This is a genomic window from Frankia sp. CeTa3Moorea (genome assembly GCF_978021225.1).
On sequence record NZ_CDXDOR010000056.1, the window covers coordinates 4,634 to 30,872 of the forward strand.

The 26,239-nt window shown below is 72.9% G+C and carries 19 protein-coding genes and 3 riboswitches; of the genes, 11 read left to right on the forward strand and 8 right to left on the reverse strand.

Annotated elements, in window-relative coordinates:
- The 4 genes from mmsB to AC08OV_RS12135 all read right to left on the reverse strand — a co-directional run.
- Positions 1-895 (reverse strand): 3-hydroxyisobutyrate dehydrogenase (gene mmsB, locus AC08OV_RS12120; protein ID WP_476619678.1); only part of this gene is annotated, 895 nt, incomplete at its 3' end.
- Positions 892-1,995 carry an enoyl-CoA hydratase/isomerase family protein gene (locus tag AC08OV_RS12125; RefSeq protein ID WP_476614540.1) on the reverse strand — a complete coding sequence of 368 codons (1,104 nt, stop codon included), beginning with the start codon at positions 1,993-1,995 and terminating at the stop codon, positions 892-894. The genes AC08OV_RS12125 and mmsB, both read right to left, overlap by 4 nt.
- Positions 1,992-3,134, reverse strand: coding sequence for an acyl-CoA dehydrogenase family protein (locus AC08OV_RS12130; RefSeq protein ID WP_476614539.1), 1,143 nt, complete (start codon positions 3,132-3,134; stop codon positions 1,992-1,994). The genes AC08OV_RS12125 and AC08OV_RS12130 overlap by 4 nt, the downstream gene beginning before the upstream one ends.
- A gap of 9 nt (positions 3,135-3,143) precedes the next feature.
- Positions 3,144-4,649 carry a CoA-acylating methylmalonate-semialdehyde dehydrogenase gene (locus AC08OV_RS12135; RefSeq protein ID WP_476614538.1) on the reverse strand — a complete coding sequence of 502 codons (1,506 nt, stop codon included), beginning with the start codon at positions 4,647-4,649 and terminating at the stop codon, positions 3,144-3,146.
- Positions 4,650-4,839: 190 nt separating this feature from the next.
- Positions 4,840-5,026, reverse strand: a riboswitch (cobalamin riboswitch).
- A gap of 205 nt (positions 5,027-5,231) precedes the next feature.
- A riboswitch (cobalamin riboswitch) is annotated at positions 5,232-5,418 on the forward strand.
- 29 nt (positions 5,419-5,447) lie between these two features.
- On the opposite strand from AC08OV_RS12135, the gene AC08OV_RS12140 reads away from it, so the two are divergent.
- From AC08OV_RS12140 to AC08OV_RS12155, 4 genes are read left to right on the forward strand one after another with little or no spacing between them, the layout of a single operon-like run.
- The gene (locus AC08OV_RS12140; protein WP_476614537.1) at positions 5,448-6,755 is read left to right on the forward strand and encodes an ABC transporter substrate-binding protein; all 1,308 of its coding nucleotides are present in this window, start codon (positions 5,448-5,450) and stop codon (positions 6,753-6,755) included.
- Between the two features lie 2 nt (positions 6,756-6,757).
- The gene (locus AC08OV_RS12145; RefSeq protein ID WP_476614536.1) at positions 6,758-7,828 is read left to right on the forward strand and encodes a FecCD family ABC transporter permease; all 1,071 of its coding nucleotides are present in this window, start codon (positions 6,758-6,760) and stop codon (positions 7,826-7,828) included.
- A gap of 8 nt (positions 7,829-7,836) precedes the next feature.
- Positions 7,837-10,020, forward strand: a complete 2,184-nt coding sequence (locus AC08OV_RS12150; protein WP_476619679.1) for an ATP-binding cassette domain-containing protein — start codon at positions 7,837-7,839, stop codon at positions 10,018-10,020.
- On the forward strand, positions 10,017-10,607 hold the full coding sequence (locus AC08OV_RS12155; protein WP_476616122.1) for a DUF7676 family protein: 591 nt from the start codon (positions 10,017-10,019) through the stop codon (positions 10,605-10,607). The genes AC08OV_RS12150 and AC08OV_RS12155 overlap by 4 nt, the downstream gene beginning before the upstream one ends.
- Before the next feature lie 10 nt (positions 10,608-10,617).
- Here the strand turns inward: AC08OV_RS12155 and AC08OV_RS12160 are convergent, their stop codons facing one another.
- Positions 10,618-11,805 carry a hypothetical protein gene (locus tag AC08OV_RS12160; protein ID WP_476616121.1) on the reverse strand — a complete coding sequence of 396 codons (1,188 nt, stop codon included), beginning with the start codon at positions 11,803-11,805 and terminating at the stop codon, positions 10,618-10,620.
- Positions 11,806-12,198: 393 nt separating this feature from the next.
- On the opposite strand from AC08OV_RS12160, the gene AC08OV_RS12165 reads away from it, so the two are divergent.
- The 4 genes from AC08OV_RS12165 to AC08OV_RS12180 all read left to right on the forward strand — a co-directional run bounded on the left by AC08OV_RS12165 (position 12,199) and on the right by AC08OV_RS12180 (position 17,751).
- Positions 12,199-12,522 carry a hypothetical protein gene (locus AC08OV_RS12165; protein WP_476614521.1) on the forward strand — a complete coding sequence of 108 codons (324 nt, stop codon included), beginning with the start codon at positions 12,199-12,201 and terminating at the stop codon, positions 12,520-12,522.
- A 144-nt stretch (positions 12,523-12,666) separates the two neighbouring features.
- A complete protein-coding gene (locus AC08OV_RS12170) occupies positions 12,667-13,164 on the forward strand; it encodes an adenosylcobinamide amidohydrolase (RefSeq protein ID WP_476614522.1) in 498 nt (165 codons plus the stop codon).
- A 228-nt stretch (positions 13,165-13,392) separates the two neighbouring features.
- Positions 13,393-13,677, forward strand: a riboswitch (cobalamin riboswitch).
- Positions 13,678-13,817: 140 nt separating this feature from the next.
- The gene (gene metE, locus AC08OV_RS12175; RefSeq protein WP_476614523.1) at positions 13,818-16,136 is read left to right on the forward strand and encodes a 5-methyltetrahydropteroyltriglutamate--homocysteine S-methyltransferase; all 2,319 of its coding nucleotides are present in this window, start codon (positions 13,818-13,820) and stop codon (positions 16,134-16,136) included.
- 118 nt (positions 16,137-16,254) lie between these two features.
- Positions 16,255-17,751 (forward strand): aminotransferase class I/II-fold pyridoxal phosphate-dependent enzyme, encoded by a 1,497-nt coding sequence (locus AC08OV_RS12180; RefSeq protein WP_476614524.1) that lies wholly within the window; start codon positions 16,255-16,257, stop codon positions 17,749-17,751.
- 74 nt (positions 17,752-17,825) lie between these two features.
- Here AC08OV_RS12180 and AC08OV_RS12185 read toward each other — a convergent pair whose 3' ends face one another.
- From AC08OV_RS12185 to aceB, 3 genes are all read right to left on the reverse strand, one after another.
- Positions 17,826-18,890 (reverse strand): chorismate-binding protein, encoded by a 1,065-nt coding sequence (locus AC08OV_RS12185; protein ID WP_476614525.1) that lies wholly within the window; start codon positions 18,888-18,890, stop codon positions 17,826-17,828.
- Positions 18,891-19,240: 350 nt separating this feature from the next.
- Complete coding sequence (locus tag AC08OV_RS12190; protein WP_476614526.1) at positions 19,241-19,975, reverse strand: class I SAM-dependent methyltransferase; 735 nt, start codon at positions 19,973-19,975, stop codon at positions 19,241-19,243.
- The gene (aceB, locus tag AC08OV_RS12195; RefSeq protein ID WP_476614527.1) at positions 19,968-22,703 is read right to left on the reverse strand and encodes a malate synthase A; all 2,736 of its coding nucleotides are present in this window, start codon (positions 22,701-22,703) and stop codon (positions 19,968-19,970) included. The genes AC08OV_RS12190 and aceB overlap by 8 nt, the downstream gene beginning before the upstream one ends.
- 228 nt (positions 22,704-22,931) lie before the next feature.
- Here aceB and AC08OV_RS12200 point away from each other — a divergent pair, with 228 nt between their 5' ends.
- The 3 genes from AC08OV_RS12200 to AC08OV_RS12210 all read left to right on the forward strand — a co-directional run.
- Positions 22,932-24,338 carry a short-chain fatty acyl-CoA regulator family protein gene (locus tag AC08OV_RS12200; protein ID WP_476619681.1) on the forward strand — a complete coding sequence of 469 codons (1,407 nt, stop codon included), beginning with the start codon at positions 22,932-22,934 and terminating at the stop codon, positions 24,336-24,338.
- A 394-nt stretch (positions 24,339-24,732) separates the two neighbouring features.
- Complete coding sequence (locus AC08OV_RS12205) at positions 24,733-25,722, forward strand: 3-hydroxybutyryl-CoA dehydrogenase (RefSeq protein WP_476616144.1); 990 nt, start codon at positions 24,733-24,735, stop codon at positions 25,720-25,722.
- Between the two features lie 84 nt (positions 25,723-25,806).
- Positions 25,807-26,239 (forward strand): MmgE/PrpD family protein (locus AC08OV_RS12210; RefSeq protein WP_476619680.1); only part of this gene is annotated, 433 nt, incomplete at its 3' end.

Below are 26,239 nucleotides of genomic sequence, written 5' to 3' on the forward strand. Positions count from 1 at the left end.
GGGCGGTGAGGCCGGCGGAGAAGTCGCGTCCCGGGCCGTCCTGGTCGACGAATGCGGCGTAGATGCTGGCGGCGCGGCGGCCGAGCTCCGCGTCGACCCCGGTCTCGGTGGCGGCGGCGGTGGCGAGGCCGAGGTCCTTGAGCATCAGGCCGGCGGCGAACCCGCCCTGGTAACCGCGGTTTGCCGGGCTCGCCGGCACCGGGCCGGGCACCGGGCAGTTCGAGGTCAGCGCCCAGCACTGCCCGGAGGACACCGACGCGACGTCGAAGAACGCCTGGTCGGTCAGGCCGAGGGCGCGGCCGAGGACGAACGCCTCGCTGACGCCGATCATCGTGATGCCCAGCAGCATGTTGTTGCAGATCTTGGCGGCCTGGCCGGCGCCGGAGCCGCCGCAGTGGATGATCCGCCGGCCCATCGCGGCGAGCACAGAGGAGGCGTCGGTGACCGTCGCCTCGTCGCCGCCGAGCATGAAGGTCAGCGTGGCGGCCTCGGCGCCGGCGACCCCGCCGGACACGGGGCTGTCGCAGGCGCGGTGGCCGGCGGCGAGCGCGGCGGCGGCCGCGGCCCGTGCGTCGGCGACGCCGACCGTCGAGCAGTCGACGAACAGGGTGCCGGAACGGGCCTTCGGCAGGATCGCCGTGTAGCAGTCGAGCAGGTGGCGGCCGGACGGGAGCATGGTGATGACCGTGTCCGCGTCGGCGACGGCGCCCGCCGGGTCGGCCGCGACGGACACCCCGGCCGCGGCGGCCCGGCCCGCCGCGGCCGGCACCGGGTCGTACCCGGCGACCTGGGCGCCGGCCCGGGCCAGGTTGGCCGCCATCGGGCCGCCCATGTTCCCGAGCCCGAGGAAGGCAACCCGCCGCCCCGCCGCGTCGGCGGCGGCCTGGCCGGTCATCGGATCACCCGCCGGCGGGCGCGGGCGAGGCCCCGGGCGAGGTCGAGATCGAGGTCGCCGCCGGCCGGCGTGGTGAAGAACTCGGCGACGAGGGCGTCGTCGACGTCGGCGAGTGTGCTGGGCGCCCAGCGCGGGGAGCGGTCCTTGTCGATGATCTGGGCGCGGATCCCCTCGGCCAAGTCGTGGTGGCGCAGGCAGGCGGCGGAGATCCGGAACTCCTGGACGAGCGCCGCGGCCAGATCCGGGAGGGCTGCGGCGCGGCGCAGCGCGGCGAGGGTGACGGTGAGCGCCGTCGGGGACTTCGCCGCGATCGCGTCGGCAGCGGCGGCGGCCGCCGGGTCGCCGTGCGCGCGCAGCCGCTCGAGGATCGCCTCGACCGTGTCCGCGGCGTAGCAGGAGTCGATCCACTCCTGCGCGGCCGCGAGGGGCCCCGGGCCGGCGGGGACGGCCAGCGTCTCGACCGCCTTCACCGGCGGCGTGCCGGCGGCCAGGAGGCCGACGAGCTCCGGCAGCCTCTCGGCGGGGACGAGATGGTCGGCGAGCCCGCCGGTGATCGCGTCGGCGGCGGACAGGGTGCCGGCGGTGAGCGCGGCGTGGGTGCCCGTCTGGCCGGGCATCCGGGACAGCAGCCAGGTGCCGCCGACGTCGGGCACGAACCCGATGCCGGTCTCCGGCATGCCGATCCTGGAGCGCTCGGTGACGACGCGGACCGAGCCGTGCGCGGAGATCCCGACGCCGCCGCCCATCACCAGGCCGTCCATCAGCACGACGTAGGGCTTCGGGTAGCGGGCGACGAAGGCGTTCAGCCGGTACTCGTCGGCCCAGAAGTCGACGGACCCGGTGCTGCCCGACCGGGCGTCGTGGTAGATCGAGCGGATGTCGCCGCCGGCGCACAGCCCGCGCTCGCCGGCGCCGTCGACGAGCACGCAGGTGATCGAGTCGTCGGTGGCCCAGTCGGCGAGCGCCTCGGTCATCGCGAGCACCATGGCGTGGGTCAGCGCGTTGATGGCCTTGGGCCGGTCGAGGGTGAGCCGGCCGACGGGGCCGTCGACCCGGCGGATCACCTCGTCGGTGCCCTCGGCCAGCGCGCCAGCGGTCATCGGGCGTCCGCCAGCAGCGCGCGGGACACGATCACCCGCATGATCTCGTTGGTGCCCTCGAGGATCTGGTGCACCCGCAGGTCTCGCACGATCTTCTCCAAACCGAACTCGGTGAGGTATCCGTAGCCCCCGTGCAGTTGCAGGGCCTCGTTCGCGACGGTGAAGCCGGCGTCGGTGACGAAGCGCTTGGCCATCGCGCACAGCTGGGTGGCGGCCGGGTCGCCGCGGTCGAGCGCGTCCGCGGCCTGCCAGAGCAGGGCGCGGGACGCGGCCACCTCAGTGCCCATGTCGGCGAGCCGGAACCGCAGCGCCTGCGCGTCGGCCAGCGGCGCCCCGAACGCGTGGCGTTCCCCCAGGTAGCGCACGGTGCGGTCGAGCGCCGACCGGGCGCCGCCCAGCGAGCAGGCGGCGATGTTGAGCCGGCCGCCGTCGAGCGCCCGCATCGCCGCCGGGAAGCCCGCCCCTTCGGGGCCGAGGCGGTTGCCCGCCGGCACCCGGACGCCGTCGAGCATGACCTGGCGGGTGGGCTGTGCCTTCCAGCCCATCTTGCCTTCGTCCGGGCCGAACGACAGGCCGGGGGTGCCGCGCTCGACGACGAACGCTGAGATGCCGGCGGGTCCGCTCGCACCGGTCCGCGCGAACACGACGTAGACGTCGGAGACGCCGGCGCCGGAGATGAACTGCTTGACGCCGTCGAGCAGGTAGTCGTCACCGTCGCGGCTGGCCCGGGTGGTGATCGCCGCCGCGTCCGAGCCGGCCGACGGCTCGGTCAGGCAGTAGCTGCCGAGCCGGGCCATCGCGCACATCTCCGGCAGAACCCGGGCGCGCAGCTCGTCGTCGCCGTACTGGTCGATCAGCCAGGCGACCATGTTGTGGATGGAGATGTACGCGGCGATCGACGGGCAGCCGGCGGCCAGCTCCTCGAAGATGAGGACCACGTCGAGGCGGCCCAGCCCGGAGCCGCCGACGTCCTCGGCGACGCAGATCCCGCCCATGCCGATCTCGCCGGCCCGGCGCAGCACGTCCACCGGGAAATGCTGGGTCTGGTCCCATTTGACGGCGTTCGGCGCGAGGAACTCGTCGGCGAAATCGCCGGCGGTCTCGCGGAGCGCGCGCCGCTCAGGTGACAGCGTCTCCACCGGTCGCCGTCACTTCATCGTGGGGATGACGAAGCTGGCCTGTTCCCGGACCCGGGCGCTGGGCCAGCGGGAGGTGACGGTCTTCGTCTTCGTGTAGAAACGGATCGAGTCCGGCCCGTGCTGGTTCAGGTCGCCGAATCCGGAACGCTTCCAGCCGCCGAACGTGTGGTATGCGATGGGCACCGGGATGGGCACGTTCACGCCGACCATTCCGGTGTTCACCCGGTGGGTGAAGTCCCGGGCGGTGTCCCCATCCCTGGTGAAGATCGCCACGCCGTTGCCGTACTCGTGCTCGTTCGGCAGCCGCAGCGCCTCCTCGTAGTCGGCGGCGCGCACGACCGAGAGCACCGGGCCGAAGATCTCCTCCCGGTAGATCCGCATCGCCGGGGTGACGTGGTCGAACAGCGACGCGCCGAGGTAGAAGCCCTGCTCGTGCTCGGTGCCCGCGAGCGGGTTGCCGCTGCCGTCGACGACCAGGCTCGCGCCCTCCTCGACGCCGGAGCTGAGGTAGTCGCGGACCCGGGCCACGGCCGCGGGGGTGACCAGCGGGCCGATCTCGGTGGCGTCGTCCAGCGCCGGCCCGATCCGCAGCGCCGTGACCCGCGCGGCGAGCCGCTCGACCAGGGCGTCCGCCGTCGCCTCGCCCACCGGGACGGCGACCGAGATCGCCATGCAGCGCTCGCCAGCCGACCCGTAGCCGGCGCCGACCAGGGACTCCACCGCGTGGTCGAGGTCCGCGTCCGGCATGACGACCATGTGGTTCTTCGCCCCGCCGAAGCACTGCGCCCGCTTGCCGTGCGCGGCGGCGGTGGCGTAGACGTACTGGGCGATGTCGGACGACCCGACGAAGCCGACCGCCTCGACCCGGGGGTCCGTCAGCAGCGCGTCCACGGCCTCCTTGTCGCCGTTGACGACGTTGAACACGCCCGGCGGCAGGCCGGCGTCCAGGAACAGCTCCGCCAGCCGCAGCGGCACCGAGGGGTCACGCTCCGACGGCTTGAGCACGAATGCGTTACCGCAGGCCAGCGCCGGTGCCGCCTTCCAGAGCGGGATCATCGCAGGGAAGTTGAACGGGGTGATCCCGGCGACGACCCCGAGGGGCTGGCGCATCGAGTACACGTCGATGCCGGTGCCGGCCGCGTCCGAGTACTCGCCCTTGAGCAGGTGCGGGATGCCGGTGGCGAACTCGACCACCTCCAGGCCGCGCTCGATGTCGCCGTGCGCGTCGGCCACCGTCTTGCCGTGCTCTGCGGCGAGCAGCCGGGCGAGCGAGTCCTGCTCGGCCCGGACCAGTTCGAGGAAGCGCGCCAGCACCCTGGCCCGGCGCTGGGGGTTGAGCCGGGCCCAGCCGGGCTGGGCGTCGGCCGCCGCCGCGACGGCGTCGGCCACCTCTGCGCGCGACGCCAGTGGTACCCGCGCCTGCTCCCGCCCGGTACTCGGGTCGTAGACGGCACCGAAACGACCCGAGGTGCCCGGGACCGGCTTTCCGCCGACGTGATGCGTGAGTTCTCGCATGAGAAATTTCGCCTGACCTTCCGAAAGTGCGCAGCCTGCATCGCCCCGGCGGCCGCGGCGCGCCGGGAGAAGGATGTGAAGAAAGAAGGAGTGCGAAAGCCGCCGGGAATCAGTCGAAATGTCGCCGGGCGGCTCGGAAGGGGGCATGAAAAAGCAGGGCTGACATGCGTTCCGACTCCATCCTCGTGGAAGTACACGGTCGCCCACGGCCGGTATCCTGGCTCCCGGATCGGCGCGGACTCCTGCCTTCCCGGCACGCGGCCAGTGGCATCACGGGAGTCCGGCTCCCCGGTCACAGTGGCGGGACCGCGCCGGATTCACACCGGCTTCCCTGACACCATGGACCTTGGTAGGGGACCATAAAGTAGGACACCATACTATGTCCAGTAGTCGCGGCCCGTGTCGGTGTGACGTCGATCCGTGGCAGCCGTGTCCCCGGGCTCCGCCCGCCCGGCCGCCGGAGCGGGGGCTGGCCCGAGGCGGGAAGGACCGCCGGCGGCTCGGGCCGGTCCTGACCGCCGGTGTGCTCGTCGTCGCGGCGATGGCCGATCTGTGCCTCTTGCCCGGTTGGGCTCCGGTCGCGTAGCGTGGCGTTGCCGTGGTGTTCGGGAAGCCGGTGTGATGCCGGCGCGGCCCTCGCCACTGTGATCGGGAAGTCTCGGGTCTGGTCCGCGGTGCGGCGGAAGTCACTGGGCGTGTTCGCCTGGGAAGGCTGACCTGGAGGCGTCGACCCGTCAGCCAGGAGACCGGCCACGGCATCGAGTGACCCATCCACGAGGTGCTGGAGAGGCGGTCCGCGTGAGCGTGCCTGCTTGTGCTGAGTCTGATCCCGCGCTTTCGGCAGCCGCTGCCGACGCGCCCGCGCGGCCGTCGCGACGCCGCCGGCCCGGCCGGCCGCGTCGCCGGACCGCCGTCGCTGCGGTGCTGGCCGGCGTGCTGGCGATGGTCTCGCTGGCGGCCTGCGGGGACGACGACGGTGACGAGGCCGGTGGCTCCGCAGCCCTCGACGCGCGCGGGTGCGTGACGTCGTTCAACGCCGAGACCGACTACTTCCCGGTGAAGTCGACGTTCGAGGCGGCCAAGAACGTCACGCTGACCTACCACAACAGCTACCAGGTACTCACGGTCAAGGAGCCGTACCCGGACGGCAAGCCGGAGTCGTACGTGCTGGTGCGCTGCGGCGCGCCGGCACCGGAGCTGACCGGAGACCTCGCCGCCGCCCCGCAGATCGAGGTGCCGATCACCAGCCTCTACTCCGGGTCGACGACCCACCTACCGCTGCTGGTCGACCTGGACGCGGTCGACGTCCTCACCGGGGTCTCCAGCGCCAGCCTGGTCTCCAGCCCTGAGGTGCGCGAGCAGATCGACGCCGGCAAGGTCGTCGAGTACGCCCCGAACTACCAGATCGACGTGGAGAAGGTGGTCAGCGCCGCCCCCGACGTCCTGATGACCGACGGGACGGACTCGCCCGAGTACGCGACGATCCGCAAGGCGGGCGTGACGGTCGTCGCCAACGCCGAATGGCTGGAGGGCGACCCGCTCGGCCGGGCCGAGTGGATCAAGGTGATGGCGGCGCTCACCGGCGACGAGGAGCAGGCCGCCAAGGTCTTCGGCCAGATCCAGACCGACTACTCCGCCATCGCGGACAAGGCGACCGCCGCCGGGGTCACCCCGGTGAAGGTGCTGCCCGGCTCGATGTACGAGGGCACCTGGTACATGCCGTCCGGCGGCAGCTACGTCGGCAAGCTGCTGTCGGACGCGGGCGCGACCTACCCGTGGGAGGACGAGACCGACACCGGCAGCCTGGAACTCAGCTTCGAGGCGGTGTTCGCCGACGGCGGCGACGCGCCGGTCTGGCTGGCCGACGGCGAGTGGGACACGGTCGGCGACGCGGTCGCCGAGGACCCCCGCTACGGCACCCTCGCCGCGGCGCAGCCCGGCGGCCAGGTCTGGACGAACACCCTGGCCATCGGGCCCGGCGGCGGCAACGACTACTGGGAGCGCGGCGTGACCCGGCCCGACCTGGTGCTCGCCGACCTGGTCGCGATCCTGCACCCCGAGCTCGTGCCCGGCCACACGTTCGTCTTCTACAAGAAGCTGAGCTGACCGTGCCGTCCGCGCCGCCGGCGTCCGCGCGCCGGCGCCTCCGGCGCGCGCTGGGGCTCGGCGGGCTCGCGGCCGGCGTCGCCGCGCTGTTCGCCCTCGCCCTCGCGATCGGCTCGGTGCACGTCCCGCTGCCCGAGGTGCTGCGGGTGCTGACCGGGGCGGATCCGCACGACCCCCGGTGGGCCGTGGTGATCGAGCAGGTGCGGCTGCCGCGCGCGGTGACGGCGGCCCTGGCCGGCGCCGCGCTCGCCGTCGCCGGCCTGCAGATGCAGACCCTGTTCCGCAACCCGCTGGCCGACCCGTACTCGCTCGGCGTGAGCGCGGGCGCGAGCCTGGGCGTCGCGATCGTCGTCGCCGGCGTCGGCGGCACCGGCGGGGCGTTCGCCGCCGGCGCGCTCGGCGCCGGGCGCCTCGGGGTGGTGGCGGCGGCCGCCGGCGGCGCGGCGGTCGTGCTCGCCGCGGTGCTCACCCTGGCCCGCTGGGTCCGTTCCGTCGTCACCCTCCTGGTGATCGGCGTGGTGCTCAGCTCGGCGGTCAGCTCGATCGTGTCGCTGCTGCTGGCCTGGACCGCGCCGCAGCGCGCGATCCAGTTCTTCACCTGGCAGCTCGGCAGCTTCTCCGGCACCTCCACCGACGACCTGGCCGTGTTCGTCCCGGTGGCGGCGGCCGGGATCGCGGTCGGGCTGGCGAGCGCCAAGCCCCTGAACGCCCTGCTGCTCGGCGAGAGCTACGCCAGCACGATGGGCGTGCGCGTCCGCCGGGTCCGCACCGCCGTCCTGGCCAGCTCCTCGCTGCTCGCCGGGGCGGTGACCGCGTACTGCGGCCCGGTGGCGTTCCTCGGGATCGCCGTGCCGCACATCGCGCGCCGGCTGCTCGCCACCTCCGACCACCGGGTGCTGCTGCCCGGCGTCGCACTGACCGGGGCGCTCGTCGCGCTGGCCTGCTCCATCGTCGCCCAGCTGCCCGGCACCGACCTGCTCCTGCCGATCAACGTCGTGACGTCGCTGGTCGGCGCGCCGGTCGTCATCGCCGTGCTGCTGCGCGCGCGCTCCTCGGTGGCGGGCGTGGCGTGACGGCCGACATGGCGGGAGAGAGGGCGGGTGACCCGGCGGGCCGCGCGGCGGCCGGCGCGGCCGCGGTGAGCGCCGGCCTGCAGGCCGGCGGCGGTCTCGAGCTGCGCGCGCTCACCGTCGGATACCGTCTCGGGCGGACGGCGCGGCTGGCCCGCCGCGAACGCCCGATCCTCACCGAGGTGGTGGCGGCCGCGCGGCGCGGCGAGCTGACCGTGTTCCTCGGCCCGAACGGCGCCGGCAAGTCGACGCTGCTGCGCACCCTGGCCGGCCTCCAGCCGCCGCTCGCCGGCGCGGCCCTGCTCGACGGCGTGGACCTGCGTTCGCTGACGTCGGCGGAGCGGGCCCGGCGGGTCGCTGCCGTGCTCACCGACCGGATCGACCTCGCAATGATCACGGCACGTGACCTGGTAGCGCTCGGCCGGCATCCGCACACGGGCGTGACCGGCGCGCTGGGCGCCCATGACCAGGAAGTCGTCACCTGGGCGCTGGACGCGGTGGCCGCCGGGCACCTGGCCAACCGGGAGGCCGACGAGCTGTCCGACGGCGAGCGCCAGCGGGTCCTGGTCGCCCGCGCGCTCGCGCAGGAGCCGAGCCTGCTGCTGCTCGACGAGCCGTCCGCCTTCCTCGACGCCCCGTCCCGGGTGGCGCTGACGGCCCTGCTGCGCCGGCTCGCCCGGGAGCGCGACCTCGCCGTCGTCGTGTCCACGCACGAGCTGGAGCTCGCGCTGCGCGTCGCGGACGCGGTCTGGCTGGTCGACCGGGAACGCGCGGTGCACACCGGTTCCCCCGAGCACCTCGTCCTCACTGGCCGGATCGCCGCGACCTTCGACAGCGACGAGCTACGCTTCGAGCCGGTCACGGCGACCTTCCGGCCGAGCCCGCCGGCGGTCGGCACGGCCCGCATCCCGCGTGCACCCGCACCACCGGTTGCCGGCCGCAGCCTGGAGACGGCGGGGGGCACACGGGGCGAAGCCACCGCCGAGGAACCGGTGGCAGGGACGGCCGCCGCGGCGGGCCACCGGCCGTGGGGCGCACCCGCGGCGGAGCGGGCGGCGGCGGTGCGGGGCGCGCTGGGGCGGCTGCTCGCCAGGGACGGCTGGACAGTGGTCACCGAGGGGCCGGCGGACATCGAGGTGCTGCACACCCGGTCCGGTGGATTCGTCGGCGCGGCCGACGGCGCGCTGACGCCGCTGCCGGCGGTCGGCGACGTCGCGGCCTGGTCGCGGGCGCGGGCCGCGGCGCCCGGCACCCCCGCGGCCCCGGCCGGCGGGAGCGAAGCGCGGGTGGCGCGGGCGGACCCGGTGGCGGTGGAGCGCGCGCTGCGGGGCCTCGTCGCCATCGGCCCCTATTTCGCGATAGCCGTCCGTGACGGTGCCGATCACGAGTGGACCTCGCAGCCCGAGGTTCCGCACGGCCCCACGGCCTCGACGGCAGGCGAGCTCTACCAGGCGGGTCCTCCGCTGGCCCGGGCGATCGACGCGCTCGCCGAGCGGCTGGGCACCGCGGAGCGGCGCGTCGCCGCGTCCACGCTGATTCTCGGCTACGCGGCCCGGCTCTGGTCGGTCAGCCTGGGCGCGCTCGCCCTCGGCGGTGTCGTGCCGGACCTGCGGGCCGACGACCTGTGGGTGGCCCCCGTCCCGGGCCAGCCGGTCAGGCTGGTCGTCGAACAGCCCGGTGGGTGGCTCCCGGACCCGGACGCCAGCCCGGACCAACTGGCCAGGCTGCTGGCAGGGACCGTGGTCGACGGGCATCTGGCCCGGCTGGTGGACGCGACCCACGCCGAGACGCGGACCGCCACCGGCCTGTTGTGGGGCAACGCGGCCTCAGCGCTCGTCGGCGCCGTCCGGGTGATCCTCGCCAGGTCCGGGAAGCCGCTTCCCGGCGCGGAGCCAGTCGGTCCGCTGGTCCGTGGCGACGTCGACCACATCGCGGCACACCTGCTCGGACTGGGGCCGCTGGCGGGCACAACCACGCACGCCACGACCACGACCGGCGGCCTCGACCTCGGTTCGGTCACCCGGACGAGCTGCTGCCTGTACTACCGGGTGCCCGGCGGCGGAACCTGCGGCGACTGCCCCCTCGCCGCCCGGCCCGTGGCGGCCGCGCGGGGCGGGGCTGCGGCGCCCGCCAGGGCGCGGGCCGGCTCCCCGCGCCCGACCACGTCCAAGGCCACACCAACGGAGGCGACATGACGGAGATATCCCTCGAGCCCCACCCGGACAGCGAACCCAGTGGATACCGGACGGTCGAGGAACTGGGTAACGGAACGCTGCACGTCTTCGCGCTGCCGACCGACACCGACACGCTGCTCGACATCGTGACGTCGCTGTTCACCGACCACTGGCGGCGCATCGTCTTCGGGGTCATCGTGCAGGGCGCCGCCTGGGAGATCGCCGCCCCCGCCCCGGCCAGGAAGATCTCGATGCTGGACGGCTACGCCACCGTCGACCTCGGCACCTGGCATTTCCACCTCTGTATCGGCGAGCACACCGCCAGCGGCCCCGAACTCGGCCGGATCCGCCGCGCCGCCCGCGTCGAGCTCTACCGCCGCCTCGACGCCGCCGGTGCGCCGGTCAGCTGGGGCCTGCGGATGTTCAACGGTATCGGCGAGCAGCTGATCACCGTCCTGCTGCCCAACCCGTTCCTCACCGAGGACCAGCGGCTGCGGGAGCGCCCGGACTTCGGTCAGCTCGACGTCTGGGACGAGCTGCGGGCCCGTCACCTCGGGCTGGAGCCCGACCCGCTCGACCGCACCGGCACCGGCTTCCGGCACGGCTGAGGGGCGGCTGTCAGCGGTTCTCCCCGCCAGCCGAGCGGCCTTCCCGAAGCATGCGCCCGAGCAGCACGACCTCGTCGACTTTCTGCCGCGCGGACGCCGTCCGGTCGACCGACCGCGGGTCGAGCCTGGTTTCCAGGTCAGGCGGCAGGTGCAGCAGCGAGCAGGACGTGCTTACCACGACCTGGCCCGCCAGCCCGAACAGCGTCGCGCAGGTCGACAGGGCCGCCCGCAGGTTGGTGCGTCGGACGGTGCTCCCGTCGACGACCCCGGCGACGACGGTGGCCGAGCCGAGGCCGCCTACAGCCGCCAGCGCCGCCAGGTTGCCCGGGCCCGCGACGAAGTCCAGGCCGATCGCCTCCACCCCGATGTCCGCCAGGGCGGGCAGGGCCGGCCCGATCTCCCCGAAGGAGGTCGCCACCAGGATCTTCGGCCGCCACGGGGCCGCGGCGAGCGTGAGGTAGGCCTGGCGCAGCGCGGTCAGCTCCTGCGCGGACAGGTCCCGGGTCAGCACCGGCTCGTCCAGCTGCACCCACGAGGCCCCCGCGTCGGCCAGCTGTCGCAGGAGTTCGCCGTAGGCGGCGACCAGGTCGCCGAGCAGGTCGAGGGGCGTGAACGCCGCCGCCTCGTCCGAGGCCTTGGCGAGCAGCAGGAAGGTGAGCGGGCCGACGAGGACCGGCCGGGTGGTCACCCCGATCGCCCTGGCCTCGGCGAACTCGCGCAACGGCTTGTCACCGGCCAGCCGGAACCGGGTGCCCTCGTCGAGCTCGGGGACGATGCAGAAGCAGTTGGTGGCGAACCACCTGGCCCTTTCCAGTGCGGGCACGCCGCCTGCGCCGCGCGCCATCGCGAAGTAGGAGCCGAGCTCGGCGGACCGGCCCCGCGCGCCCTCGCCGGTCGGCCAGTAGCGGGCGGGAACCGCGCCGAAGAGCACCGCGGTATCCAGCATGTGGTCGTAGTACGAGAACGTGTTCGACGGCACGGTGTCGAGCCCGGCGTCGGCGAGCTCGGCCCAGACCTCGGCGCGCAGGGCCGCCGCCGTGCGCTCCAGCTCCGCGGCGTCGATCCGCCCCGCCCAGTAGGCCTCGGTCGCGGTCGTCAGCTCGCGGTGCCGCCCGGTCCGGGGGTAGCCGAGAACGGTCGTCCGGACGGTGCCCGTCCCGCTGCCCACCCGGCTGCCGTTGGTCGTGAAAGCCGACATGGTTTCCTTCCCTCGGGAAACGCATCCGGCCCGCGGCCACATCGGTACGACGCTGACCCGACGGCGGTCAGCTCGTGGCCGACGCGGCATCGTCGACCTGCCGCGCGCAAGCGCGCCCATGGCCGCTCACTACGCCACCCGCCCGCCCCCCGTGGGGACACCGAACGCCCAACGCGCGTGCGGCGCGCCAGCCGAGAGAATTGCGTAGGCTGGTACCGAATAGACAGGGGTGATCGCGGAGAGTAAGCGCTCACGGAAAGTGCTGAGCGAGGGTGCTCCGGGGTCGATTGTCACGGTCAACTTTCCGAAGGCCGCCCGCAACACAGCGTCGGTGGTGCCCACACGGCACGGCCAGCCGATACCCGGGCGGCGGGCTGGGGAAGGGCGAGCCTGATGAGTGACCGCTCTGTCCCCCGGCGGGTCGAGGTCGACGGCGCCGAGATGGTGATGCTCGAACCGCACGCCTACCAACAGCTGCGCGCACACCGCCGCCAAGCCGGCGCGCAGTCGGCCCGGATGCGCGAGCTGCGCCATCAGTTGGACCTGCTCGTCGACTATCTCGACGGCCTGACCCGCCAGGCACAGGCACTGCCTTCCTGCGCCGACTGTCCGGGCCCGGAGTGCCCAACGACTGACCTCGACTGCCCCCGACGTCTGCTCCTGACCACGCTCGCCGCACGTCCGGTCCCAGACCAGCGGCGCAGCACCGACCGGTAGCCCGGAAACTGATGCGTCACAACCCATCGGCGCCTCGTCGGCGTGAGGTGGACGGGACGTCGATGACGCGGACGGCGTGCGACGGGCCGGTCGTCTCACGCGAAGAGGCCGGGCCGCCGCGGCCTGGCCTGCGGGTACCGACGGGTGCGTCGGTACGGCGGCCGTGGTGAGCGTCGAGTCCGCTGGTACGGCGGATGCCCTCGGGGCATCGGCGGGCTCGCGGTCGGCGAGTGGGTCATCAACGCCGAGGTGGCGCAGGACTATTGCCGGGACGATCCCGCGCGCCACCTCGAGGAGATCGCCGCCGAGCTGGGGCTGCCCGCGGCGCGGTGGCGTCCCGGCACGGTCAACCTCGTCTGCCTGCTGCCCGTGCTGCTCAGCGACGCGGCCCTGGTCAACGCCGTCGTCACGGCCACCGAGGCGAAGAGCCAGGCGTTGCTGGAAGCCGGCGTTCCCGGCACCGGCACGGCGTCCGACGCCCTCGTGGTGTGCTGCCCCGCCGGCTCCGCTGGTGGACCGCCGGGAGTCGAGTACTGCGGCCCGCGCTCGCGATGGGGAGCCCGCCTGGGCCGTGCCGTCCACGCCGCCGTCGCAGGCGGCGCCGCGTGCTACGCCGCCCGATGGGCGGAGCCCTCAGCCTGACCGCCATGTCCGCCCGGCGGGTCCGAACCCAGATCAGGAGATGCTTCTGTACCGCTCCGCCGGCCGGACGGGGCGGCAGACGGCCCGCGCGCCGACGCCGCGACGGGCTGAGGACGCGGGTGCGGGAGGCTGGGCGCTCGTCGGCGAGGCCGTGAGCGAGACGACCTCACGCCACATGCCGGCTCGTGCCTCCGGCCCCCGGTGCCGTTGCTAGGCTGCTGAGCGCAGCTGGTTCGACCGCCACTCGGTGCCTCGACGAGGTAATGGGTGGTGGGAGACGTGAGAGGGAACCCGGTGGGAATCCGGGACTGCCCCGCAGCGGTGAGTGGGAACGAACACCGTCCGATGCCGCACCTGACGGGTGCGGCGGGACAGCACTGAACTCGTAGCGGCTCGACCGGCCTTGAGCTGGGCGGGCCCGGGGTTTGGGAAGCGACGGCCAGTAGGGAGCCCCGTCCGAACGGATCGGGAAGGCCCACGAGTCCGAAGACCTGCCCGCTGTGCGTGCGCGCGGTCGCGAGCACGCTTGGCTGTGACCTCGTGGGTGGGTCCGCGCCGTCGGCGCCTCTCGGTCGGACTTTCGACGACCAGTCGGGGTGCCGGTGTCGTGCTGGTCTGTTCGCGAGGTCAGGTGGACTCGCGAAGGAGAGCCCATGAGCACGACCGCACCGCTTAGTCGCGCGACGGTGTACGGGTATCCCCGGCAGGGTGCCAATCGGGAGCTGAAGAAGGCGACCGAGGCGTACTGGGCGGGCACGAGCGACGCCGAGCAGTTGCTGGCGGCCACTCGGCAGCTACGCCAGGAGCGCCTGGCCCAGCTGAGGCAGGCCGGGATCGAGGAGATCCCGAGCAACGACTTCTCGCTGTACGACCACGTGCTGGACACCGCCGTCATGCTCGGCGCCATCCCGGCGCGCCACCGTACGGCGGTCCCGGAGGTGAGCACGCCGAAGGGCAGGCTGGACCGCTACTTCGCCATGGCTCGCGGCACCGCGGACGCCGAGCCGCTGGAGATGACGAAGTGGTTCGACACCAACTACCACTACCTGGTGCCCGAGCTCGGCCCCGACACCGACTTCAGCCTGGACGCGGCCAAGCCGCTCGGTGAGTTCGCCGAGGCGAAGGACGCCGGTGTCCTCACCCGGCCGGTGCTGGTCGGCCCGGTGACGTTCCTGCTGCTGGCCAAGGCGGCTCCGGACGCGGGCGAGGGTTTCGAGCCGCTGTCGCTGCTGGACCGGATTCTGCCGCTGTACGCAGACGTGCTGCGCCAGCTGCGGGCCGCCGGGGCCGAGTGGGTCCAGCTCGACGAGCCGGCGCTGGTCCTTGACCAGCCTGCGGCGGTCCTGGAGGCGGTCAGCGGCGCCTACGCAACGCTGACCGCCGCGGCGGACCGGCCGAAGCTGTTGCTGGCCACCTACTTCGACCGGGTCGGTGACGCGCTGCCGGTGCTGCGCGACAGCGCCCTCGACGGCGTCGCGCTCGACTTCGTCGGACCGGCGTCGGCCAACCTGGCGGCCCTTGCCGCCGCCGGCGGCCTCGGCGACAAGCGACTGGTCGCCGGCGTCGTCAACGGGCACAACATCTGGGCCGCCGACCTGGCCGCCACCCTCGACACGATCGAGAGCCTGCGGGGCCTCGCCGGCCGAGTCGACGTCTCGGCCTCCTGCTCCCTGCTGCACGTCCCGCTGGATGTGGTCCTCGAGGGCGACCTGGACCCCGAGATTGCCGGCTGGCTGGCCTTCGCCCGGCAGAAGCTCGACGAGATCGTCACCCTCACCGCCGGCCTCACCTCGGGACGGGACGCCATCGCCGGCGCCCTGCAGACCAACGCCGCGCGTCTCGCCGCCCGGGCCGTGTCGCCGCTCGTGCGGGTCGAGGCGGTGCACCAGCGGGCCGCGGCCGTGACCGGCGCGGACCTGCACCGGGCGAGCCCCTACGAGAAGCGTGACCTGGTCCAGGCGGAGCGGCTGAGCCTGCCGCAGCTGCCGACGACCACTATCGGGTCGTTCCCGCAGACCGCGAGTCTGCGCCAGGCCCGGGCCGCGCTGCGCAACGGGAGCATGTCCCCGGACGGCTACGTCGAGGCGATGCGGACCGAGATCCGCAACGTGATCGCCGCCCAGGAGGAGTTCGGGCTGGACGTGCTGGTGCACGGCGAGCCCGAGCGCAACGACATGGTGCAGTACTTCGGCGAGCAGCTGACCGGGTTCCTCGCGACGACGGACGGCTGGGTGCAGTCGTACGGCTCGCGCTACGTCCGGCCGCCGATCATCCTGGGTGACGTCGTCCGTCCGGAGCCGATGACCGTCGCCTGGGCTACCTACGCCCAGAGCCTCACCGACAAGCCGGTCAAGGGCATGCTCACGGGCCCGGTCACCATGCTGGCCTGGTCGTTCGTCCGCGACGACCAGCCACGGGCCGACACCGCGCGGCAGGTCGCGCTCGCCCTGCGCGACGAGGTGGCCGACCTGGAGGCCGCGGGCATCGGGGTGATCCAGGTCGACGAGCCGGCGCTGCGCGAGACCCTCCCGCTGCGGCGCGCCGACCGGGCCGAGTACCTGGCCTGGGCAGTCGAGTCGTTCCGGCTGACCACGTCCGGGGTGCGCGACGAGACGCAGATCCACACCCACATGTGCTACGCCGAGTTCGGCGACGTGCTCCAGGCGATCGTCGACATGGACGCCGACGTGATCAGCCTGGAGGCGGCCCGCTCGAAGATGGCCATCGTCGCCGACCTCGCGCGCGCCGACTACCCGAACGAGGTCGGCCCCGGGGTGTGGGACATCCACTCGCCTCGGGTGCCCTCCGTCGAGGAGATCACCGAGCACCTGCGCGTCGCGACCGACGCCTTCCCCGCCGGGCGGCTGTGGGTCAACCCCGACTGCGGGCTCAAGACCCGTGGCTACCCCGAGGTCCGCGCGACCCTCACCAATCTGGTCACCGCGGCCCGCGAGGCCAGGACACAGCTGTAACCCGCGCCCGCGGAGATGACGAGGGCGGGGCGCGACCGCCCCCCGCCCTCGCCGTCGGGCGTCGGCCACAGCCGCGCCGGACATGCCGCCCGCAAGATCATAGACAAGTGGAGGAACCATGACGCTGCCAGCATCGTCCGTGGGGCGCGGCCTGTCGTTGAGCAGAAACTACCTGGCGGCGATGGGCACGTCGGCCGAGCCCGCCGCGCTCGCGTTCTTCACCCAGCTGGATGTGGTCGCAGCGACGGAACCGACCGTCGCGGCCGGCATCGTCCAGGAGCTGGTCGACCAGCGTTCCAACATCAAGCTCATCGCCAGCGAGAACTACGCGTCGCTGGCGGTGCAGCTCGCGCAGGGCAACCTGCTCACGGACAAGTACGCCGAGGGCATCTCGGGCAAGCGCTTCTACGCGGGCTGCGACAACGTCGACACAATCGAGACACTCGGCGCCTCGTACGCTCGCGAGCTGTTCGGGGCCGACCACGCCTACATCCAGCCGCACTCGGGCGCGGATGCCAACCTGGTGGCCTTTCTTGCGATCCTGGCCGAGCGGGTCGAGTCGCGGTTCCTGGAGAAGTTCGCCCGGAAGAACTCCGGCGAGTTCACCGCGGCGGAATGGAGCCAGCTCCGCGGCGAGCTGCACGACCAGCGGCTGCTCGGCCTGGACTACTACTCCGGAGGGCACCTCACCCACGGGTACCGCCTCAACGTGTCGTCCCGCCTCTTCGACACCCACCAGTACACGGTGGACCGGGAAACCAAGCGCATCGACCTCGACGCGCTGCACCAGCAGCTGCGTGAGGTCCGCCCGCTGATCCTGCTCGCCGGGTACAGCGCCTACCCCCGGCTCATCGACTTCGCGCGGCTCCGCCAGATGGCCGAGGACGTCGGCGCCGTTCTGATGGTCGACATGGCGCATTTCTCTGGGCTTGTTGCCGGGAAGATGTTCACCGGGAACTACAACCCGGTCGAGCACGCGCATGTGGTGACCAGCACGACGCACAAGACGTTGCGCGGTCCGAGGGGCGGCTTCGTGCTGAGCACCGGCGAGTTCGCGGACGCGGTCGACAAGGGCTGCCCCCTGCTTCTCGGCGGGCCGCTGCCACATGTGATGGCCGCGAAGACCGTGGCCCTCCGCGAGGCGCTCGACCCCTCGTTCAGGGACTACGCCGCGCGGATCGTCCAGAACGCCCGCCGCCTCGCCGAGGGGCTGATCAGCAGGGGCCTGCCGGTGCTGACCGGCGGCACCGACAACCACCTTGTCCTCGCCGACGTGGCGAGCCTCGGCCTCACCGGCCGGCAGGGGGAGGCGGCACTGCGGTCGGTCGGCCTGACACTCAACCGCAACGCTCTGCCCTTCGACGCGAACGGGCCGTGGTACACCAGCGGCCTGCGCCTCGACACCGCCGCGATCACCACGCTCGGCATGGGAGAAACCGAGGTCGACGAGATCTTCGACGGCGGCGGCCGGCCGAGCAAGGCGAACTACGAGATCGAGGCCGCCACGACCGAGGCCGCGCGGGCCCGGGTCACCGACCTGCTGGGGCGGTTCCCCGTCTACCCGGAGATCGACCTTGAGGCGGCAGGCTGGACCGGCGCGGCCACGGCGCGCTGAACGGTGGCTGGCGCGGGAGCCGCCGATCCACCCGAGGGGCCGACTCCGCGGCGAAGTCCTCGCCCAGCGGCCCGTCAGCGGCTCTCGTGCCGCGTCTGGCTCGTGCCGTCCAGGCCGCCGTCACCGAGGGCACGGCACGGCGCCACCTGCTGGTCCGCCGTCCCACTGGCACGGAGGCCATGCCCTACCCGGTGCGAGGCGAGCCTGAGCAGGCGGTCGGCCTTGAGCTGGGTCTCCCGCCACTCGGCCGCGGGATCGCTGCCCCAGGTGATACCGGCGCCCGTGCCGAACCAGAGCCGTCCGTCGTCCAGCCAGAACGTCCTGATGCCGACCGACAGCCACCCTCGGCCGTGGTCGGCATCCACCCAGCCGACGCCGCCGCAGTAGGGACCGCGCGCGACTGGCTCCAGGGCGCTGATGATCCGCAGCGCGGTCGACTTCGGCGCCCCAGCGACGGACCCGGGCGGCATGACCGCCGCGAGCAGCTCGGCCCAGCCAGTCCCCGGCGCCAGCCGGGCCTCGACCGTGGAGACCAGATGGACTAGGCCTGGATGAGCCTCGACCGCGCACAGCGCGGGCACGGTGACGCTACCGGCCCGCGCGACACGGCCCAGGTCGTTGCGGACCAGATCCACGATCATGACGTTCTCCGCGTAGTCCTTCTCGCGCAGATCAGCGGCTGTGTGACCGGTCCCCTTGATGGGTCCCGAGCGAACCATGTCGCCGTCGCGTGCCACGAACAGCTCCGGCGACGCTCCCACGATCCACAGACCGGCTTCGGGCACGTCGAGGGTGACGGCGTACGGCGCGGGATTCCCCCGCGCGAGCACCGCCGCGAGCGCCGCGGCATCCGGCCTGCCCTCGGGCATCGGCGCGGACAGCAGCCTGCACAGGTTGACCTGGTAGACGTCGCCGGCCTCGATCCGGCAACGGACCGCCTCGACGCCGGCGAGGTAGGTGTCCTGGTCCAGCGAGAAGGTCCAGGCATCCCGTATCTGGCACCCGAACTGGTCCTGCTGTTCAAGGCCAAGCACGCCCGCCCCAAGGACCAGGCAGACTTCGACGAAACCATCCCGCACCTGACGTCGACCCAGCGCCGGACCCTGGCCAGGCTCCTCGCCCGCGCGCACCCCGGACACCGCTGGCAGGCGAACCTGTAGCCCCCGCGCCAGCACCTTCCAAACGCCGCCGCCGACCGGATGTCCCCGGTGTCGGGCTCGACATCCGCCGCGGCCCATTAGCCGACCCTCGGCGTGCGTCGTGCACCGCGCGGCCAAGCCCGTCGGTCATCGCGTCGAGGATGTTGCGCAGGCTGTTTGCCGATCTGGGTGACCGTCACCTCCGCGGCGCCGTTCTCGTCACCTTCGGTGATCGCCCGGCAGATCGGTGCGTGTTCCCGGGCGCCTCACGGAGCTGGAAGGGTGCCGGACTTCGTCCGGGGAGGCATCGCTCACGAAGGCCCTCGACTTGCAAGGGACGCTGGCTCCGCTCATGGCCGGCGACTGGCCTGGTCGTCCGAGCCGACGGCCAACGGCGGGACCTCGACGACGAAGAACAGGAAGATGGTTTTGGTGGAGAGGTCGTGGAAGTCGTTGGGGAAAAGCTCGCGGGCGACCGGGTCGGGCTGCGGCTCGCTGATGCCGGAAAGACGGAATCCGGCGGTGGTGAAGGCATCGGTCATCGCGTGCAGTGGCCTACGCCAGAACCTCATCGGGACGGACTGCCCGTCGAACGCCCAGTCGAAGGTGTAGCTGGTGGTCGCAAAATAGTCAGGGCGAGGATTCTGGATCGTGTAGGCCACGAAAGGATGGTCCACCGACGCGATCAGCCGGCCGCCGGGCCTGAGCACTCGCCGCGCCTCGGCCAGCGTAGGCCCCCAGTCCTCCAGGTAGTGCAGTACCAGCGACGCGACCACGTCGTCGAATGCGCCGTCAGCAAACGGCAGGGGGTCTCTCAGGTCGACCAGGTGCAGGGCCGTGTCGTCGCCCAGTCGTCGCCTGGCCAACTCCAGCATCCTGGCGCTGACGTCGATGCCGGTGACGACCGCACCGCGATCGCGCAGCGCGGCGGACAGGGCGCCTGCGCCGCAGCCAGCATCCAGGACCCGACGGCCGGCCACGTCTCCGGCGAGGGCCAGCATCGCGGGCCGCTCGTAATACGAGTTCACGAGATTTTTCTCGGTCGCTGCCGAGTACTCCTCGGCAAAGCTGTCGTAGTCATTCACGCGAGCCGGGTCCGCGGAACGGGCGAGGCTCTGGGGCCTGTCGGCTACTCGGTCCACCGTCGCAGTCTAATAGGTCAGGGAAATTAGTAAAGCGTGGTCTCATGCCGGCCTTCCCCGGCCCGCGACGGCGGTGGAATCGGTCCTGACCGGTATTGCCCGGTGCCTCCCGCCGGTCAGCGCTGCGCCCTCCAGGCGTGATCTTGCCGGTCGTGTCGGCCGTACTGCCGCCGGCCGCCGAAGCCTCACCGACCGGTAGCGGCGCGGGGGTCCACGGCCGGCGGAACGCGTCGTCCGGACATCCACCCGCCGACGTAGTGGGTCCGCTCGCCGGGGGTACCAGCCGGTCGTAGGCGCCAAGCGTGATGAACGTCGGCAGGGTGTCGCTCAGCGCGGCCTCCTCGATCAGGGCCTGGATCGCCGCGATCCGAGCGCCGTCGGCGCCGGCCTCGGCGAGCGCGGTGAGGTGTTCGTCGAGCACGGCGCGGACCTCGTCGGCGGTGACCACGCCGCCCTCGGCGACCGGGGTCTCGTGCCGGATCCACTGCCAGAGCTGGGTGCGGGCGATCTCGACGGTGGCGGTGTCCTCCATGAGGCCGTTCAGGGCGACGGCGCCGGTGCCGGACAGCCAGGCGTCCAGGTAGCCGACGGCGACCGCGACGTTGCCGCGGACGCCGTCGATGGTGACCCGCCCGGGGGTGAGCCGGACGGCGAGCAGGTCCGCCGCCGCGGCGCGGACGTCCTCGCGGGTCCGGTCGAGCTGGTGCGGGCGGTCGCCGAGGACGGCGTCGAACTCGCGCCGGCAGACGGGGACGAGGCCGGGGTGGGCGACCCACGAGCCGTCGAACCCGTCGCCGGCCTCCCGGCGCTTGTCCTCGGCGACCCGGTTGAACGCCTGCTCGTTCGCGGCCGGGTCGGAGCCGGGGACGAGCGCGGCCATGCCGCCGATCGCGTGCGCGCCCCGCCGGTGGCAGGTGCGGACCAGCAGTTCCGTGTAGGCGCGCATGAACGGGACCGTCATGGTGACCGCCGCCCGGTCCGGGAGGACGAAGTCCGGCCGGTCGCCGAGGTTCTTGATGACGCTGAAGATGTAGTCCCAGCGGCCGGCGTTGAGCCCGGCCGAGTGCTCCCGCAGCGCGTAGAGGATCTCCTCCATCTCGAACGCGGCCGTGATCGTCTCGATCAGGACGGTCGCGCGGATGGTGCCGCGCGGCATCCCGAGCCGGTCCTGGGCGAAACGGAACACGTCGTTCCACAGCTCCGCCTCGTGGTGGCTCTCGATCTTGGGAAGGTAGAAGTACGGCCCGGCGCCGCGCTCGACCAGCGCGCGGGCGTTGTGGAAGAAGTACAGCCCGAAGTCGACGAGGGCCGCGGGCGCCGGGCAGCCGTCCAGGGTGACGTGCCGCTCGGTCAGGTGCCAGCCGCGCGGCCGGACGACGATCGTCGCCAGCTCGTCGCCCAGCGTGTACCACTTGCCCTGCGGGCTGACGAAGCTCAGCGTGCCGGCGACGGCGTCCTTCAGGGCCAGCTGCCCATCCATCACGTTGGCCCAGGTGGGGGCCGTGGCGTCCTCGAAGTCCGCCATCCAGACCTTGGCGCCCGAGTTGAGCGCGTTGATAGCCATCTTGCGGTTCGGCGGCCCGGTGATCTCGACCCGGCGGTCGGCCAGGTCCGCGCCGGGGCGGCGACCCGCCAGGCCGGGTCCTCGCGGATGCGCCGGGTTTCCGGGCGGAAGTCGGGCAGCTGGCCGGTTGAACGAGGGCGAGCAGTTGTACGCCAGCAGCTGGTCCGGGGCCTCCTTCTTGACCCCCTCGGCGAACGCCCTGGCGACTTCCAGGTCGGGCTCGGAGGTCTCCATCCAGAGCAGGTCGGCGTACTCCGCGTAGGCGATGCCGCGCTGGATGCAGGGCGCGAGGCCGTTGCGGACGTAGTAGAAGCCCTCCGAGGAGCGCTCGCCGGTGACGAACGGCCGGTCCCGCTCGTCGACGTCGCTGGTGATCAGCGTCGCGGCCTGGGCGTCCGTGCGGGCGATGAGGACGGTCGGCACCCCGGCGACGTCGGCGGCCAGCCGGGCGGCGCTGAGCGTCCGCTCGTGCTGCTTCGTCGGGATGAGGACCTTGCCGCCGAGATGGCCGCACTTCTTCTCGGAGGCGAGCTGGTCTTCCCAGTGCACGCCGGCGGCCCCGGCGGCGATCATGGCGCCCATCAGCTCGTAGGCGTTGAGCGGTCCGCCGAAGCCGGCCTCGGCGTCCGCGACGATCGGCGCGAGCCAGTCGCGGGTGACGGTCCCCTCCGCGACCTCCAGCTGGCCGGCCCGCAGCAGCGCGTTGTTGATCCGGCGCACCACGGCCGGGACCGAGTTGACCGGGTAGAGGCTCTGGTCCGGGTAGGTCTGCCTGGCCAGGTTGGCGTCCGCCGCGACCTGCCAGCCGGACAGGTAGATCGCCTTCAGCCCGGCGCGGACCTGCTGCACCGCCTGGTTGCCGGTGAGCGCACCGAGGGCGTGCACGTAGTCCTCGTCGTGGATCAGCCGCCACAGCCGGTCGGCGCCGAGCTCGGCGAGGGTGTGCCGCTCGCGCACGCTGCCGCGCAACCGCACGACGTCGGCCCCGCCGTAGTCGCGTCGCACCCCGGCCCAGCGCGGGTCGGTGCGCCACTGCTGCTCCAGCAGCTCGGTCTGCTCCTGCTGCGCGGCCGACAGCGCGCCGCGAGGTGTCGCCTGGGTCGTCATCACGAGCCTCCTGTGCGCCTACGCCCCTGCGCCGCGCAGGGAGCGTCCGTGCCCTGACGAGGCTCGCAACCGGACTGGGTGGCCGTCGACCCACGGAACCTGCGAAGTTTCGACAACCAAGAGGGGCCGACGTGCCAATCTTGCGAATGGGGAAATTCGCGAGCGGCGGGTAGCGTCGGTCCCGTCCGGTAAGGAACGCGCAGGCCCGGGGGTGGGCGGGTGGAGAAGATGTTCGCGGGCGCCCGGCTGCGGCGGCTGCGGGAGGACCGCGCGATGAGCCAGGTCGACCTCGCCCGCGTCCTGGCGATCTCGCCGAGCTACCTCAACCAGATCGAGCACGACACCCGCCCGCTGACCGTGCCCGTGCTCCTGCGGATCAGCGAGGTGTTCGGCGTCGACGCGGCGTTCTTCGCGCCGCAGGACTCGGCGCGCACCCTCGCGGAGCTGCGCGAGGCGCTGCTCGCCGAGTCCCGCGGCGGTGACGTCTCGGCGGCGGACCTGCACGAGCTGGCCAGCGGCCTGCCCGAAGTGGCCGAGGCCGTGATCGGCCTGTACCGCCGGTACCGGCACCTGCTCGACCAGACCGAGCTGGTGGCCGAGTCCCGCGCCGTGGTGCTCGAGGCCGACCCGCACCAGCAGGTGCGGGACTTCTTCTACCGGCACCAGAACCACTTCGAGGAGCTCGACCGGGCGGCCGAGGCCACCGCAGAGCGGATCGGTGCCCGGCGCGGCGAGGTCCGGGTCGCGCTGCGCCGCCACCTGGGCGAGGCGCACCAGATCCGCACCACCCACATGAGCCGCCCGGCCAAGGAGTTCGGTGCGCGCACCGACATGCACTACTTCGACGGGGCCGACCGTACGCTGCATTTCTCGCCGCATCTGCGCCCAGGTCAGCAGGCGTTCCGGATGGCCACCCAGCTGGCCTTCCTGGAACAGGAGGAGCTGATCGAGAAAATTCTTACGTCCGAGTCGCTGGAGTCGCCGGAGGCTCGGCGGCTGGCCCGGATCGGACTGGCCAACCACTTCGCCGGCGCGCTGATATTGCCCTATATGAGCTTCTACCGGGCCGCGGAGCAGTTCAAGTACGATATCGAGCTGCTCGCCGAGCATTTCGGCGTCGGCTACGAGACGATTGCGCACCGCCTCAGCACCCTGCAGCGCCCCGGGGCCCGCGGGGTGCCGTTCATCTTCGTCCGCGTCGACCGGGCCGGGAACATCTCGAAACGCCAGTCGGCGACCGGTTTCCACTTCTCCAGGACCGGCGGCACCTGCCCGCTCTGGAACGTCTACGAGGCGTTCGCCGCGCCCGGCCGGGTCGTCGTGCAGGTCGCCGCGATGCCGGACGGGCAGCGCTACCTGTGGGTCGCCCGCAGCGTCACCCGCAACCGCGGCGGCTACGGCGAGCCGGCGAAGACCTTCGCGATCGGTCTCGGCTGCGAGCTGCGGCACGCTCCCCGGCTGGTCTACGCGCGCGGGATGGCGCTCGACGACCCCAAGGCCGCCACCCCGATCGGGCCCGGCTGCCGCACCTGCGACCGGCCGCGCTGCCCGCAGCGCGCGACCGCGCAGATCGGCCGGCCGCTGGCCATCGACGAGGCGCGTAGCACCTTCGTGCCGTACTCCGTCGAGCCCTGACCGCCGCGCCGCGAGTCGTGGCGCCGGGACTTCACTGGCTTCGCTCCCGGTGGCCGCGTCCCGCCGAGGTTCGCGGATGGGACCCCGGCCAGCCTGGGCGGATGCCCGACGGTCTCCGCGCGGCCCCCTGCGCGCCATCGGCGAAAGGATATTCGCAGGTTTCACAGACCTGACCACGAGATTCGCGAAATTTTACTTCTTCGCTTTCTGGACCCGCTGCTCGGCCGCGTGCCAGAGTGGCCCCATCGCGCTGACAGCCTGCCTGGCACCGACCGGGACGCCAGGAGCGGGCGACGTCCACGACGCGGCGGACGATCCCACCGAGCGCATTTCCACAAGCATTCGCGGGGCCGGCCGACCATTCAATCCGTGGGCAGAAGATCGGGGTGAGCAGATGTATGGGACGGAAAGGGTCGGCGTGGTCGGCGCCGGCGTCATGGGTGCCGGCATCGCGGAGGTCTGCATCCGCGCGGACCTCGACGTGCTGGTCTGCGAGACGGACGACCAGACGGCCGCCGCCGGCCGGCGCCGCGTGCTGGAGTCGCTGGACCGGGCCGTGCGCCGCGGGCGGCTGACCCCGCACGAGCGCGACCGGGCCGCCTGGCGGCTGCGGTTCACCGCCGATCTCGCCGATCTCGCCGACCGCCAGCTCGTCGTCGAGGCGGTGACCGAGAGCGCGCCGCTCAAGCAGCGGATCTTCGCGGACCTCGACCGGATCGTCGAGGATCCGGACGCCCTCCTCGCGTCTACTACCTCCGCCGTCGCGATCATGAAGCTGGGCACGTCGACGAGGCGCGCGGCCAGGGTCGTCGGGCTGCGCTTCTTCAACCCGGTGCCGGTGATGCCGCTCGTCGAGGTGGTCAGCTCGCTGCTGACCAGCCCGGCCACCCAGGCCGCCGCCGAGGATTTCGTGACGAGGGCGCTCGGCAAGCAGGTGGTGCGCTCCACCGACCGGGCAGGCTTCGTCGTCAACGCGCTGATCATCCCGTACCTGCTCGGCGCGATCCGCATGGTGGAGTCCGGCCACGCGGGCGTGTCTGACGTGGACCGGGCGATGGTCCTCGGCTGCGCCCACCCGATGGGCCCGCTGCGGCTCGCGGACCTCATCGGCCTGGACAACCTGCAGGCCATCGCCCTGTCGATGTACGAGGAGCTGCGCGACCCGCAGTTCGCCCCGCCGCCGCTGGCCCGGATGGTCGACGCCGGGCTGCTCGGCGAGAAGTCCGGGCGGGGCTTCCACGTGCACCCCGGCCCGGACCCGTCCGCCGCGTCCCGGCTGCGGCGCGACGTCGAGCTCCGTGCCGGCTCCCGGTCCACGACCGCGCCGGGCCCGCGTGCCGCCTGGGACACGCTGGCCGGTTCCGGTCTCCGGCTGATGGTCTGACCAGGGGCCCGGCCGGGGTGTCCCGCCGGCCGGGTGCTCTCGGCCCGGGCAGAGAAACGCGACAGAGGGGAGATGGGTGTCGACATGATCGAGCACAAGGTGCGTGTCTACCGCAGCGAGGAGCGGCTGGGCCGCGAGGACCAGCTTGCCTGGAAGATCGCCGCGGTCGCGTCCGATCCGGTGGAGGTGACCGACGTCGTCGCCGAGATGGTCATCAACCGGGTGGTCGACAACGCCGGCGTCGCGGCCGCGTCGCTGGCCAGGAAGCCGGTGACGGCGGCGCGGGAGCAGGCGCTGCGGCACGCGCCGCCGGCCGGCCGCGCCGGTGCCACCGTCTTCGGCCTGCCGCCCGAGACCAGGGTCTCGCCCGAGTGGGCGGCCTGGGCGAACGGCGTGGCCGTGCGTGAGCTCGACTTCCATGACACGTTCCTGGCCGCCGACTACTCGCACCCCGGTGACAACATCCCGCCGATCCTGGCGGTGGCCCAGCACGCCGGGCTCGGCGGGCGCGAGCTGG

Bases quoted from the DNA above. Each gene is read 5' to 3' on its own strand.
- AC08OV_RS12165 (WP_476614521.1), top strand. From the start codon at position 12,199: ATGAGTGACCGCTCTGTCCCCCGGCGGGTCGAGGTCGACGGCGCCGAG.
- AC08OV_RS12205 (WP_476616144.1), top strand. From the start codon at position 24,733: ATGTATGGGACGGAAAGGGTCGGCGTGGTCGGCGCCGGCGTCATGGGT.
- AC08OV_RS12200 (WP_476619681.1), top strand. From the start codon at position 22,932: ATGTTCGCGGGCGCCCGGCTGCGGCGGCTGCGGGAGGACCGCGCGATG.
- AC08OV_RS12150 (WP_476619679.1), top strand. From the start codon at position 7,837: ATGGCGGGAGAGAGGGCGGGTGACCCGGCGGGCCGCGCGGCGGCCGGC.
- aceB (WP_476614527.1), bottom strand. From the start codon at position 22,703: ATGACGACCCAGGCGACACCTCGCGGCGCGCTGTCGGCCGCGCAGCAG.
- AC08OV_RS12180 (WP_476614524.1), top strand. From the start codon at position 16,255: ATGACGCTGCCAGCATCGTCCGTGGGGCGCGGCCTGTCGTTGAGCAGA.
- AC08OV_RS12135 (WP_476614538.1), bottom strand. From the start codon at position 4,649: ATGCGAGAACTCACGCATCACGTCGGCGGAAAGCCGGTCCCGGGCACC.
- AC08OV_RS12155 (WP_476616122.1), top strand. From the start codon at position 10,017: ATGACGGAGATATCCCTCGAGCCCCACCCGGACAGCGAACCCAGTGGA.
- AC08OV_RS12160 (WP_476616121.1), bottom strand. From the start codon at position 11,805: ATGTCGGCTTTCACGACCAACGGCAGCCGGGTGGGCAGCGGGACGGGC.
- metE (WP_476614523.1), top strand. From the start codon at position 13,818: ATGAGCACGACCGCACCGCTTAGTCGCGCGACGGTGTACGGGTATCCC.
- AC08OV_RS12125 (WP_476614540.1), bottom strand. From the start codon at position 1,995: ATGACCGCTGGCGCGCTGGCCGAGGGCACCGACGAGGTGATCCGCCGG.